The organism is Bradyrhizobium barranii subsp. apii (assembly GCF_011516635.5).
Lineage (GTDB): Bacteria > Pseudomonadota > Alphaproteobacteria > Rhizobiales > Xanthobacteraceae > Bradyrhizobium > Bradyrhizobium barranii.
The window spans coordinates 9,293,030-9,306,045 of the sequence record NZ_CP096255.1 but is presented as its reverse complement, the minus strand read 5'-3'; the positions used below and the strand labels follow the sequence as shown (position 1 = coordinate 9,306,045).

The following is a 13,016-nucleotide window of genomic DNA, read 5'->3' as shown; positions in this document are numbered from 1 at the left end:
CTTAAAAGGCGCGGTCATGAGCAAGTGTTGCAAAAGTCCCGGGTTTACGGGGCAGGTAAGTATCCAGAAGGCGAGCGAAAGCGAATCTTCCGATGACGCGTCGAAAATTATTTAGACGTCGCCAAAATCAGGGGCGCGTGCCATCCCTGAGATCAATCCGTGAGACGCCTGGATTACTGCGCGGATGGCGACCGGCGTTTAGGGGACGCGATCTGGATACAGGCTCTTGTAGAGAACTGCAGGAACCAGTCGTTGTGATGCCAAGGGAGAAGTTCAAGCGGCGCACACCGCGAGACGAGAGTACCGAAGCACAACACTGGGGCGGATCGGCTCGTAGTAGTGATGAAGGTGCTGTAGTGGAACTGGAGCGAAGGGGCCGAAACAAGTGGGTTGCGCCCATATGCAACTGTGATGAGCAGGAGGACATGTGAGTGTAACCGGACGCAAGCAGTACGATATCGACAAGCAGACAGTGATGAAGGCCTACAAACTGGTCAAAGCCAATGCGGGCGCGGCCGGCGTGGATAACGTGTCGCTCGAAGCGTTTGAGAAGGACTTGAAGGGCAACCTTTACAAGGTCTGGAATCGAATGTCTTCTGGCAGCTACTTTCCACCTGCCGTTCGGGCTGTCCTCATTCCCAAGAAGAACGGCGGACAACGCATTCTAGGTGTGCCGACAGTAGCAGATCGCGTGGCGCAGACGGTCGTCAAGCTGCAGATTGAACAAGCACTCGAGGAAATCTTCCTTCCCGATTCCTACGGCTACCGGCCCGGAAAATCCGCGCTGGACGCCGTCGGCGTCACCCGGCAACGGTGCTGGAAGATGAACTGGGTGCTGGAGTTCGACATCAAAGGCCTGTTCGACAATATCAGCCACAAGTTGCTTATGAAGGCCGTCAGGAAGCATGTGCAAGACGAATGGGCTCTGCTCTACATCGAACGCTGGCTAACAGCGCCGATGCAAGACAGAGACGGAGCGATCACCGCTCGCGACCGGGGCACACCCCATGGCGGCGTGATCAGTCCCGTCCTTGCCAATTAGTTCTTGCATTATGCGTTCGATACATGGATGGCGCGGAACTTCCCGCAGTCGCCGTGGTGTCGATACGCGGACGACGGGCTCGTTCATTGCCGAACCAAGGCTGAAGCGGAAGCCATCAAGGCGGCGCTGCAAGCAAGGTTTAAGGAATGCGAACTCGAAATGCATCCCGACAAGACCAAGATCGTCTACTGCAAAGACAGCAATCGCCCGGGTAGCCATGCCAGTCAGTCATTTGATTTTCTGGGATTTACCTTTCGACCGCGCAGGGCAAGAAACCATCAGAAGAAAGAAAACTTCTGTACGTTCTCGCCAGCGGTCAGCAGGGCGGCGATGAAGTCTATGCGTATGACGATCCGGCAGCTCCGGCTCAGGCTTCGCTCGCAGACGGAAGTCGACGCAATTGCCTTGGAACTGAATCCCGTCCTTCGTGGATGGATGCAGTACTACGGCAGATATGGGCGGTCAGAAATGCACAACCTGTATCGATACGTCGATGAATCTCTTAACCGCTGGGCGCGACGCAAATACAAAGGGCTGAAGAATGGAACAGTCAGAGCCTCCACATGGCTCAGATTGATCCGCTGCCGCAGGCCGAAGCTGTTCGCTCATTGGGCGATGTTGAGTTCTGCTTCGTTACTTGTTGAGAGCCGTATGACGTGAGAGCGTCACGTACGGTTCGGAGAGCGGCTCCGGGTGCAACTCCCGGGGCCGACTCACCATGGCCAGGGGGCATGCCTGTTTACCAAGAGACTGGAGAGAGGAAGGTGTATATGGCCATCCGTTGCGGGTGAAGCTGTGACGATCTCGCCAGCGCAGATGAGCTAGAGCGTTTTCCGATCACGTTGCGTCGTAACCAGCCGCGACGAGATAATTTTGACATTCCTCGGGTGAGAAGCGTTTGAGAGCGTTGGCGATTGCTTGCCAGAGATCGGGCATGGTGCGGGCTGCGGCGGTCCGCAACAGCGCTTTCAGTTTGGAGAAGGCCATTTCAATCGGGTTGAAGTCTGGACTGTAGGGCGGAAGATAGAGCAGGCTAGCTCCGACCGCCTGGATGGCCTCTCGAACGCCATGGACCTTGTGAGCGGGCAAGTTGTCCATGATAACGGTATCGCCCGGCCGCAGCGATGGGGCGAGCAATTGCTCGACGTAGGCCAGGAAAGCGTCGCCATCCATTGGACCGTCCAGAACAAGCGGCGCGATCAGACCGTCGGAGCGCAATCCAGCGGTGAACGTCGTCGTCTTCCAATGTCCGTGTGGGATAGCTGCACGACATCGCTCGCCGCGTGGCGAGCGCCCGTAACGCCGCGCCATTTTGGTGTTGGCGCTGGTTTCGTCGATGAAGACGAGACGCTCAGGGTCAAGGTCGATTTGCCCTTCGAACCACTCCTCACGTGCGGCATTTATATCGCCGCGCCGTTGCTCGGCGGCGTGCGCTGTCTTTTTTTAAGTGTGATCTTTCTGCGCTGGAAAAAACGCCAGAGCGACGCGATGCCAGTCGATATTCCACGACGTTTCAACAGTTCTCGCAACTCGGCAAGCGTGATATCCGGCCTCGCTGTCACCGCCTCCAGAATCAATTGCGAATGCGCTTCGATGCGCTGCGATTTGCGGTCACCGCCCTGGCGTTTAGGAACGATGTCGCCAACTTTCTGCATGTTTCGCGGGATCGTGAGCACGGATTTCAGGGGATCGTGAGCAGAGATTTCAGACGATCGTGAGCACGGATTTCGCGGGATCGTGAGCAGCTTTTCAGCAACTCAGCCCGCTTCGGCCGACAACTCAACCGGCTTAGGAACTGCCTCGTCAGTGAACGAGGAAGGCCGATGCCCACCCAGAGATTGTCGATGCGCCGGATCAAAGAGGTTCTCCGCTTAAAACATGTTCAAGGCTTGCCGGAGCGAGGGGATGTCCCGATCGCTGTTGAACTACGTCGGGTCGACGTTGCCGGAATGAATATTACGCAGCCCTCGTGACGTGGGCAACGGACTTGATTGTCATGCGATCGTGGTGAGCTTGAAGGGCCGCACGCAGAACCGACAATTGCTTATGCGCCTTCAATCGTCGGAAGCCCTTGTTGGCCTCGATCATACCGGCCGCGACCCATCGCAAGGCCATACCGGCATCCCGCCAGCGTTTAACGTTGCGCGTGACGCGGCGAATGGTGCCCATCATGTTCTCGGCGATATTGGTACAGGCGAGCGATCGGCGAAGCTCCTTCGGCAACTTCAACCGGACGACAGTCAGGATTTCGTCGAGGCCTTCGAGGATACTGGCCGCAACGCCGGGCCATTGCTGGTCGAGTCGACGCGCGAGATTGCGGATCAATTTTTCAGCCTTGTCGGCGTCATCGAGCTCCCAGGCCTGGCGCAGCACCCGGCGGGTGGCCGCATGATGCTCTTTCGGCAGGCGTTCCATGATGTTGCGCGCCTTGTGGATCTGGCAGCGCTGGATCGCAGCGGCCGAACCGAAGGTGCGGCGGATCGCCTTCGACAACGCCTTCGCGCCGTCGGCGATGAACAGTCTTGGCACCGTCGGGTCGAGCCCGCGCGAGACCAGGTTGTCCAGCAGGGCCTGAACCGTTGCTGCATTCTCGGTCGCCCCTTCCACCAGCGCCAGCGGATGCTTGTTGCCTTCGCCGTCAACCCCGATCGCGGCCACCAGCACGAGATCGTCGTCGAGATGCAGCCCGTCGATTTGGACCACCAGAAGGTCGAGCGCGGACAGATCGGCAGCCATGAAGTCGGCCAGCCGCGCCGCCGACAGAGCCACGAACCTCCGCGAGGCCGCCGACTTCGAAATCCCCGATCCGGGCGGTGCCGGCACGTCACCCTCGGGCAGCCGGACGGCGCGGCCGAACCGGCGCGTCGACACATTGATCAGCATCAGGTTCATCGCCCAGCGACCGAGCCAGTCCTCCTGCGCCGCCGTTTCCCAGCTCGGGATCGTGACCTCGCGGCCGTCCATGCCCCGGACCCGCGGGCGATCGACCTCGATCTTGCCGCCGTGGAAACCGATCCGCCCCCGCGTTCGGCCCCAACGGTGCGCCCGCCGCGCCGCATCACGACCGTGGCGCGGCCCGCAGGCCGCTGTCACATCCGCCTCCATCATCGTGCCGAGCGCCTCGATTCCTGCCGCAAGGCAGAACCGATCGAAGCTCGCTCGCACTTCCGCAAATGATTTCTCCACAGCCCCGGTCGCCGGCCAACCAGCCGGTGTGATATCTCTCGTCATGGCGTTGCTCTCCTTTGTGGAATCAGCACCCCGAGCCTACCGGCTCAAGGTGGGCAACGCCGACCTCTTCAGAAATTCAACAGAACCCGGGACATCCCCCGGAGCGAGCCATCGCGCGCACCTTGGGCATCAGCAACGGCGCCGTGCACAGCTATCTACGCCGAGCCGGGGCTGCCGGGCTGAAGTGGCCGTTGCCGGCCGGAATGAGCGACGAGGACCTGGAGCTGCTGCTTTTCCCGGCGCCGAGGCCTGCGTCGCAGAGCCCCCAGCGGGCCGTTCCCGACTGGGGCTATGTCGACAAGGAGCTGCGCCGACGCAACGTGACCCGTCGGCTGCTGTGGGACGAGTATCGCGCCACCCATCCCGATGGCTTCGGCTACACCTGGTTCTGCACGACGTACGAGGCCTGGAAGGGGCGAGCCCGGCCTTCGATGCGGCAGACGCATCTGGGCGGCGAGAAGGTTTTCGTGGATTTCGCCGGCGACACCATCGACGTCATCGATCCCTCAAACGGGGAAGTGCAGTCGATGAAGCTGTTCGTCGCGGCGATGGGCGCCTCCAACTATACCTATGCCGAGGCCTGTCCAAGCGAGGGGCTCGCCGACTGGATCCGGGTCCACATCAATCTTTTCGCCTTCCTCGGCGGCGTGCCGACATTCGTAGTCTGCGACAATCTCAAGGCCGCCGTCACCAATCCCGACCGCCACGATCCCGGCCTCAACCGAACCTATGCCGAGATGGCGAGCCATTACGGCACGGCCATTCTCGCAGCCCGGCCGCGGCGCCCAAAAGATAAGGCAAAGGTCGAAGTTGCGGTGCAAGTCGCCCAGCGATGGATTCTGGCGCGGCTGCGCAACCAACGCTTCTTTTCGTTGGCGGAGCTGAACGCAGCCATCAAAACACTCGTCGTCGAACTCAATGCAAGGCAGATGCGCGACTTTGGCGCCAGTCGCGCCGAACTGTTCGCCGAGCTCGACAAGCCCAAGCTTACAAAGCTGCCGGACCAGGCTTACGCTTTCGCACGCTGGAAGCGATGCCGGATCGGCCCCGACTATCATATCGAGATCGATGGACACTGGTATTCCGCGCCGTATCGGCTCATCCGTGAGCTTGTCGACGCACGCATCGATGACAGAACGGTCGAGATCTTCCACAACGGCCGCAGGATCGCCAGCCACGCCCGCGCGCCCAACCGGCGGGGCCACACCACCATCGCCGACCATATGCCCAGCGCCCATCGGCGCTACGGTCAATGGACGCCCGCCGGAGTGATCGTCGCCGGCGAGCGGATCGGTCCGTCGACCGCCGCCTTCTTCCAGGCCGTGATCGCGGCCCGGCCGCATCCCGAGCAAGGCTTTCGCACCTGCCTCGGCATTCTGTCACTGGTCAAAAGCTACAGCGCGGAGCGCGTCGAAGCGGCCTGCCGGCGCGGCATTCTGATCAAGGCGCGATCCGTCGCCTCGATCCGCTCCATCCTCCAGAACGGTCTGGATCGTACCTTTCTCGACGAGCCCTCCGAACACCAACCCCTGCGCCACGGCAACATCCGCGGCCGCGATTATTTTCACTGAAGCCAAGGAGACCTGTATGCTCAACCATCCCACCCACGAACGCCTGATCGAGCTCGGCTTGAGCGGCATGGCCAAGGCCTTCGAGGAGCAGCGACGATCGCCTGATCTCGAAGCCTTGCCGTTCGAAGATCGCATCGGCCTGCTGGTCGACCGGGAAGCGGCGGAACGCGACACCAGGCGGCTCACCACGCGCCTCAAGCTGGCCTCGCTCCGCCAGAATGCCTGCGTGGAGGACGTCGATTTGCGCACGCCGCGGGGTATCGACCGGGCCGTCTTCGCCAAGCTCGCCAGCGGCGACTGGATCGATCGCCACGAGAATTTGCTCATAACCGGGGCGACCGGATTGGGCAAAAGTTGGTTAGCCTGTGCCCTCGGCCACAAGGCCTGCCGAGATAATCGCTCGGTCCTCTATCACCGCGTCCCAAGATTGTTCGAAGCGTTGGGGCTCGCGCGGGGCGATGGACGTTATGCCCGCTTGCTCAAAACCCTTGGCCGCGCCCAGGTTCTGATTTTGGATGATTGGGGATTGTCGGTGCTCACCGCTGCCGAGCGGCGCGATCTACTGGAAATCCTTGACGATCGCCATGGCCGCTCCTCCACCATCGTAACCAGCCAACTCCCTGTGGACACATGGCACGAAGTTATCAGAGATCCCACGCTAGGCGACGCGATTCTGGATCGCCTCGTCCACAACGCTCACCGCCTCCAGCTTGCTGGCGAAAGCATGCGAAAACGCAACGCCAAAACCATCACCCTTGACGAGCAGCCAGAACGCTGACCCTATCACCGCCTCGGCCGGAGCGAGGCTGCTCACGATCGTCTGAATTCGGCGCTCATGATCGCGCGAAATCGCTGCTCACGATCACTGAAATATGCAACCCTCCAGATTCCATCTGGAATTGGACTGTGATTCAAGCTTCTCAGCGGAAGGGAGGCTTGAATGGCAAAGCAGGTCTACTGGCTCAGCGATGCGGAATGGCGGCGGATTGAGCCGTTGTTGCCACGAGGGCGCAAGGGAGCGCATCGGGTCGATGATAGACGCGTGATCAGCGGCATTGTGCACATGCTGAAATCTGGTTCGCGCTGGCGCGATTGCCCGGAAGTCTACGGCCCCTACACGACGGTCTACAACCGCTTCAACCGCTGGAACCGACAGGGGATTTGGACGGATATTTTTTACGCCCTGACCGGATCGACCGGCATGTACGGATCGATGTCGGTGGATTCCAGTTACATCAAAGCCCATCGCTCCGCGGCCGGCGCAAAAGGGGGGCCTTCAACAACGCGATCGGCCGCTCGCGCGGCGGGCAGACCACCAAAATCCACGCGCTGACCGACGATATCGGCCGTCCGCTTGCCTTCCTGATCACCCCCGGCAACACCCACGACCTGGTCGGTGCACGCGGTTTGATCGGCATGGTTCGTACCCCGCGCCGTCTGCTGGCTGATCGAGCCTACGACGCCAGAAGCCTGCGCGACGAACTAGCCGCACGCCGCATCAAGGCCGTGATCCCGCCAAATCCGACCCGCAAGCATCCGCATCGCTACGATAAGGTCGCCTACAAAGGCCGCAACGTCATCGAGCGGATGTTCTGCCGTCTCGAGGACTTCCGCCGCATCGCAACCCGATACGACAAGCGCGCAGACATCTTCCTGTCTGCAATCCTGCTGGCCGCCGCGATCACTTGGTGGATCAATTGAGTCCAGACCCTAGGCCGATGCTACCGAAAGAAGCGCGAGCGGCTGGAGGAGCCGCTCGCGCTAGCGCAAGGCTGCGCGGACTTCGCCATCTCATGGGGGTTGCGCGAAAGTATGAGAAGCCGAGTCCAAACGTCTCTCAGCAACTCTCATGCCAGACCGTCGCGACGCAAAAGAGGCGAAAAGCTGCGCAGCCTTTCCACAGGTCACGATCCACACGAAGCGCGGCGCTAAGGCCAGCACCGTGAAAAGGGTGCGGACGGCGGAAGGAGCCGCCCGCACGAGTTGCTGGTGGAGACTTGGCCGTCTCACGAGGTTCATCAGTAAGCAACCAAGCCATAAGGGGGTAGCAACCGGCGTGCCAAATAGTCGAAATGCAACTCTGCTTGAAGGAGAGGCAGAACGCATCGCTTCCAGCTTTGGCCCGAGCAATTTCTCGCAATTCAAATGGCGGCTTCCGGACACATGTCATCAATCGGACACGGGTGAGCGAGATCAGACGTGCAGCGCTTTTAGTGACTTTGGGGTCGCGAGATGATTGGATCGATCTAGTCATCGAGTATAGCGATCAGCTCGCCAGGCTCCACGCCGGGCCTTTGCAATTGCTTCTCTTCGATCGGGCAGTTTAGCATTGCGGCCTTTGCCCCCGCAGTCTTTCAGGGGCAGCTTCACGGCTGACCGCAAAGTTACATGCCTGTTCGTCGTCGTCGCTGTCTTCCTTGAGGATGGTGACCGTCACTATCCAACCATCCATCTTGCTGCACCTTGGAAAGAGTCCTGGCTATGTGAGGCCGGCTCGCACCGATAATCTTGCAAATCCGGAGCCGCCGGACTTATCAACGCCGCGCAGCACCGCACGGTCGTCTATGCATGCCAAAGTCATTCTGTTGGGGCTGATAGGCGCTAGGCATATGCCGCGCGGAAAGGCGAAGGTCTTCTCAGCCCTATGGGCGAGACGCTAGGTCTTTACGCTCTCTTAACCACTCATGCTGCGGATGTCAGGCAGAAAGGAGGTGACTGCCATGACACTCGACGAATTTGTCGCTGCCGATATCGCTCATCTTCGAAAGCCAATTGCGATCGGCGATAGCTGCCCGCCAATAGCGGACAAGAACAGGCACAGCGCGCTAATCGCAGAACTCGATGCATCGCTCAAGACGATTGATCAGCCGCAGAGCGCGGCCTGGTCAGGCTAGATGCGGTAAGGGGCCCTGCTCCGAGCAAGGGGGCATGATGGTGGCTGTCCCCTGATCAAACGGGGTCACGACTTGAGTCGGCCCAAGCATCCTGAGACGGAGGGTTGCCGTGGAGAACTAGGCCGGAATCGACGTGTCATTGGAACTGTCGAGCGTGTGCGTTGTGATGCCCAGGGTAAAATCCTGAAGGAAGCAAAGGTCGCGAGCGAACCCGACGCCTTACTCAACGGCGCGATGGTTTCCAGTGTCATGTAACGGGCACGCTGGACGGCCCATTCATCGTTCGGCTCGAGCAGGATCGAGCCGATGAGGCGGAGATGGCATCCTCGTTGGGGAAGATGCCAACCACCTCGGTGCGCCGCTTGATCTTGCCGTTGAGGCGCTCGATTGGGTTCGTGGAGTGCAGCTTGGTGCGATGTTGCGGCGGGAATTCATGTAGGCCAGCACATCGGTCTCCGCTTCGTCGAGGAAGTCGGCAAGCTTGGGCAGCTTGGGGCGGAGTTGATCGGCGACCTTGCGCTACTGCGCCGTTGCGGCTTCGGCATCGTCCTGGGCGAAGGCGGTGGCAATGAAGGCGGAGACGACGCGCCGCCCGCTCTTGCCGGCGCGCGCCAGCGCGTTGCGCATGAAGTGGACGCGGCACCGTTGCCAGCCGGCGTTGAGCACCTTGGCGACGGTGGCCTTGATGCCCTCATGGGCGTCGGAGACGACCAACTTGACGCCACGCAAGCCCCGGCGAGCGAGCTTGCGCAGGAACGCCGTCCAGAACGTCTCGGCCTCGGAAGGGCCAATATCCATGCCGAGAACTTCGCGCCGGCCGTCGCTGTTGACGCCAACAGCGACGATCACTGCGACCGACACGATACGCCCCTGCTGGCGCACCTTCACGTAGGTGGCGTCGATCCACAGATACGGCCAGTCGCCCTCGATCGGCCGGGCGAGGAACGCCTTCACCTTGTCGTCGATCTCCGCGCAGAGCCGGCTCACCTGGCTCTTGGAGATGCCGCTCATCCCCATCGCCTGGACGAGATCGTCGATGAGCGGTCGAGACGCCCTGCACATAGGCTTCCTGAACTACGGCGGTGAGCGCCTTCTCGGCCATCCGGCGCGGCTCCAGGAAACCCGGGTAGTAGGAGCCCTTGCACAGCTTGGGGATGCGAAGCTCGACCGTGCCGGCCCGGGTCTCCCAGGTCCGGTCGCGGTAGCTGTTGCGCTGGGCCAGCCGTTCGGGGTTCTTCTCGCCGTAGGCCGCCCGGTGTGGCCCTCGACTTCCAGCTCCATCAGCCGCTGGGCGGAAAAGCCGATCATCTCGCGCAACAGATCGGCATCAGGGGTCTTCTCCACGAGCGTGCGCAGGTTCACATATCGTCGGTCATCGGTGGTTCCTCGGTTGCGTTGGCGTGTCGCAACCCGATCCTACCGGCGAATCGCCGGTGACCACCGCAAAGCCGCCCGCCCGCTACGGCGCTATTTGAGGCGCGCGTACGGGCGGCTTTGCTCTACCGAGCTACACCATCACTGGGACACGACCGGATTCTCATAGAGCAGTTTCTCGGTGGCTCGCGCATCATCCTCATGTACGGGAAAATGCGAGACGATGTAGCCAACGCTATTCAGGTTGACTGAGAAGCAAAGGGCGCGGTCTTAGAAGCTGCGTTCGGCCGTGGCACCGGCGAATGTCATATGAGAATGAAGCACCTTCTTGATGTGGTACATGCTGCGTCAGCGGGGTTGCGTGTGATCGATCCTCACGACAAGCACGAGTCGTACCAGCAAGGTCGTTGCCAGCACCAATGTCTGTCCCTCAACTGCTGTGACATCGGCCAATGAAACGCCTTCGAATGCCACGACATCATCTGATGAAACGTTCGCCCAGAATGGCCAGGAACGGAAGCTCGCCTTCGTCAGCGCATCCGTCGACCGCCGGACGACCAGTCCGGATCGCCTCGTGAGGCCAGCTTCGCCGTTTGTGGTGCAGGCCGGCACAGTCATTCCGGCCGCTCTTATCACGGGCATTCGATCCGATCTACCGGGGCAAATCACGGCGCAGGTGACGGAAGCTGTCTATGACAATCCAACGCGGCGAGCTCGAAGGCTGATCGGCACCTACGACAGCCAGGCGGCATTTGGCCAGTCGCGCGTACTGTTGGTTTGGACGCGGCTGATTATGCCGAACGGGCGTTCGATCGTCCTGGAACGGCAGCCTGGCGCAGATGCATCTGGATACGCCGGCCTCGAGGACGAGGTCGACAATCACTGGAAAGAGCTCTTGGGCGCAGCAGCGCTTTCGAGACTGCTCGCTGTTGGCACGGAGGTCAATTCGGGCGCGGACGCAGGCAACACCAACAGCGACCTCATTGCTGCGCTCCGGCGTGGAGCGGAGGATTCCGCAAATCAGACAGGACAGCAGCTGGTTTGCCGCAATCTCAACATCCAGCCAACGTTGACGATCCGCCAGGCATTCCCGGTGAGGGTGATCGTCAACCGCGACCTGGTGCTCGAACCATATAGGGGATAACGCGATGGCCAAGCTCAAGCTTGGAGCGATCGAAGACGACAAACCGATCAAAGTGGCGCACGAACTGCCGGCAATCGTCCACCGGGACCTCGCTGCCTACGCTGAAATCCTGGCCCAGGAAACGGGACAACCCGTTCAGGATCCAGCCAAGCTGATCGCACCTATGCTGGCGAGGTTCATGGCGGCGGACAGGAGCTTTCGCAAAGCTCGGCGCGCGCGTCAGCGTGCGACTGGAGGCGAGGGGTAGCGCTCTGACAGCAAGTTCAATGCGGCCAACTTGGGTTGTCGTTGTCCGCTCGCGAATATGCCCAAGAGTCGAGCCGGCCGCGGCCGGTTCCGTCGCGCAATTCGCGTAGAAGAGGCTCGCATACGATTCCTGCGTTCGTGCTAATCAGGCTCGCGGCGGCGGCTGACACCGTGGCGCTCGATTTTTGGCGCCTTCAGGCTAAACTGGCTTGGAAAACAAAAAATCCTCAAAGGCTTTTCGTCTCTCGTAGTTCTGCATCGTCACGCTATCGCCGTGGGTGCTGATGACGGACTATCGCTGGGCATGGCTGAAGAGGAATATTGGCGCGTTCCAACTCAATGATCGATCGCGGCTCAGCATCGACTTCAGATCGCGCTTATCAACTGTCGACTTCGGCGGAGTAGAACAACACATCCGCGATCATGATCATTTTGCGTCGTGATGCAAGCCGGTTGATCCGCATGCTGGCCAGCATGTACCGGGACTTACATGTTGAGGATCCAACCGGTCGCCGTGTGAGAAGAAGGCCGTTCACGGAGTACATTATTACCGAATGGCCTGGGCTGACGGACGGCCGGGAGAGTCGCCGCGGACTCGTCGTGCAGGATTGCCTTCCCTTAGAGTCTGTCCGGAAAGATTACCTTGGATTGCATAGCTTTCGCAGCATGAGTCGGATGGAGGCCAGCTTGAGAAAGGCGAGCGCCCTGTGATTGAAGCATTCCCAATCTTTGGACAGTCTTCGGCATCGCCCGAGCCAGGCAAAGGTACGCTCGACGATCCAGCGTTTGGGCAAGACGACGAAACGGTGAGCCTGATCGGAGCGTTTGACGATTTCGAGGTTCACGCGCTTCAGAGCGCTACGCAGCCCCTTCTGGAAATGTGGCCCTTGATATCCGCCGTCGGCGTAGAGCTTCAGAAGAAAGGGATAGAGGCCGAACAACGTTGCCATCAGGAGCACGCCGCCGTCGCGATCCTGGATGTCCGCCGCATGCACGATGGCGTGCATCAAGAGGCCTTGCGTGTCGACGAGAATGTGCCGCTTCTTGCCCTTGATCTTCTTGCCCGCGTCGTAGCCATGGAGATCATGAGGCCCCCTTTTTCAGCGCTTTTCACGCTCTGGCTATCGATGATGGCGGCGGTGGGAGAAGCCTCGCGCTCGGCCCTTTCGCGACATTCGACATAGAGGGCGTGATGAATTTTATCGAGCGTGCCGTTCCAGCTCCACAGATCGAAGTAGCCATACAGCGTCGAGCGCGGCGGCAGGTCCTTGGGGATCGCGCGCCACTGGCAACCTGTGCTCAGGATGTACATCAGCCCGTTGGCAATCTCGCGCAGGTCCACCGTACGCTTGTTGCCGCCGCGCTTGGCCGGCGGGATGCGAGGCGCGATCAGCGCCCACTCCTCGTCGGTCAAGTCGCTCGGATAGCGCAGGCGGCTGCGGTCGTAGCGTGCACGGTTCTCGGTAGTCCACATTGGCGGCGCGTCCCCATCGAATCAGGCCGCTCACCTTGAA

The 13,016-nt window shown here is 60.6% G+C and carries 7 protein-coding genes and 5 pseudogenes; 8 read left to right on the top strand and 4 right to left on the bottom strand.

Annotated features, from left to right (window positions below; all coding sequences use genetic code 11):
• The first annotated feature begins 475 nt into the window (after positions 1 to 475).
• A pseudogene (gene ltrA, locus HAP41_RS44405) lies at positions 476 to 1,702 on the top strand (group II intron reverse transcriptase/maturase).
• 33 nt (positions 1,703 to 1,735) lie between these two features.
• Positions 1,736 to 1,867 carry an IS66 family insertion sequence element accessory protein TnpB gene (gene tnpB, locus HAP41_RS50850; protein WP_166072851.1) on the top strand — a complete coding sequence of 44 codons (132 nt, stop codon included), beginning with the start codon at positions 1,736 to 1,738 and terminating at the stop codon, positions 1,865 to 1,867.
• A gap of 12 nt (positions 1,868 to 1,879) precedes the next feature.
• Here tnpB and HAP41_RS44400 read toward each other — a convergent pair.
• Positions 1,880 to 2,778 (bottom strand): IS630 family transposase gene (locus tag HAP41_RS44400; RefSeq protein WP_414643395.1). Its coding sequence is split into 2 segments (ribosomal slippage): positions 1,880 to 2,487 and positions 2,487 to 2,778, totalling 900 coding nucleotides; the frame shifts between segments, so codons are not numbered across the junction.
• Positions 2,779 to 2,998: 220 nt separating this feature from the next.
• A complete protein-coding gene (locus tag HAP41_RS44395; protein ID WP_166064748.1) occupies positions 2,999 to 4,273 on the bottom strand; it encodes an IS256 family transposase in 1,275 nt (424 codons plus the stop codon).
• Positions 4,274 to 4,371: 98 nt separating this feature from the next.
• Here HAP41_RS44395 and istA point away from each other — a divergent pair.
• The 4 genes and pseudogenes from istA to HAP41_RS44375 all read left to right on the top strand — a co-directional run.
• Positions 4,372 to 5,844 (top strand): annotated as a pseudogene (istA, locus tag HAP41_RS44390) (IS21 family transposase); the annotation flags it as partial.
• 16 nt (positions 5,845 to 5,860) lie between these two features.
• Positions 5,861 to 6,622 (top strand): IS21-like element helper ATPase IstB, encoded by a 762-nt coding sequence (gene istB, locus HAP41_RS44385; protein ID WP_166072888.1) that lies wholly within the window; start codon positions 5,861 to 5,863, stop codon positions 6,620 to 6,622.
• Between the two features lie 162 nt (positions 6,623 to 6,784).
• Positions 6,785 to 7,545 (top strand): IS5 family transposase gene (locus HAP41_RS44380; RefSeq protein WP_224580569.1). Its coding sequence is split into 2 segments (ribosomal slippage): positions 6,785 to 7,111 and positions 7,114 to 7,545, totalling 759 coding nucleotides; the frame shifts between segments, so codons are not numbered across the junction.
• A 1,019-nt stretch (positions 7,546 to 8,564) separates the two neighbouring features.
• Positions 8,565 to 8,738, top strand: a complete 174-nt coding sequence (locus HAP41_RS44375) for a hypothetical protein (protein ID WP_166072911.1) — start codon at positions 8,565 to 8,567, stop codon at positions 8,736 to 8,738.
• Positions 8,739 to 8,962: 224 nt separating this feature from the next.
• On the opposite strand, the pseudogene HAP41_RS44370 reads toward HAP41_RS44375, so the two are convergent.
• Positions 8,963 to 10,100 (bottom strand): annotated as a pseudogene (locus HAP41_RS44370) (IS256 family transposase); the annotation flags it as partial.
• 391 nt (positions 10,101 to 10,491) lie between these two features.
• Between HAP41_RS44370 and HAP41_RS44360 the strand changes: the two are divergent.
• Both HAP41_RS44360 and HAP41_RS44355 read left to right on the top strand, forming a co-directional pair.
• Positions 10,492 to 11,256 (top strand): annotated as a pseudogene (locus HAP41_RS44360) (TraB/TrbI/VirB10 family type IV secretion system protein); the annotation flags it as partial.
• Between the two features lie 4 nt (positions 11,257 to 11,260).
• On the top strand, positions 11,261 to 11,503 hold the full coding sequence (locus HAP41_RS44355) for a DUF2274 domain-containing protein (protein WP_166072920.1): 243 nt from the start codon (positions 11,261 to 11,263) through the stop codon (positions 11,501 to 11,503).
• 637 nt (positions 11,504 to 12,140) lie between these two features.
• Here HAP41_RS44355 and HAP41_RS44350 read toward each other — a convergent pair.
• Positions 12,141 to 12,976: pseudogene (locus HAP41_RS44350) on the bottom strand (IS5 family transposase).
• Positions 12,977 to 13,016: the final 40 nt, after the last annotated feature.

Excerpts from the sequence above, each read along its gene's own strand:
- HAP41_RS44395 (WP_166064748.1), bottom strand. The coding sequence starts at position 4,273 with ATGACGAGAGATATCACACCGGCTGGTTGGCCGGCGACCGGGGCTGTG.
- istB (WP_166072888.1), top strand. The coding sequence starts at position 5,861 with ATGCTCAACCATCCCACCCACGAACGCCTGATCGAGCTCGGCTTGAGC.
- HAP41_RS44375 (WP_166072911.1), top strand. The coding sequence starts at position 8,565 with ATGACACTCGACGAATTTGTCGCTGCCGATATCGCTCATCTTCGAAAG.
- HAP41_RS44355 (WP_166072920.1), top strand. The coding sequence starts at position 11,261 with ATGGCCAAGCTCAAGCTTGGAGCGATCGAAGACGACAAACCGATCAAA.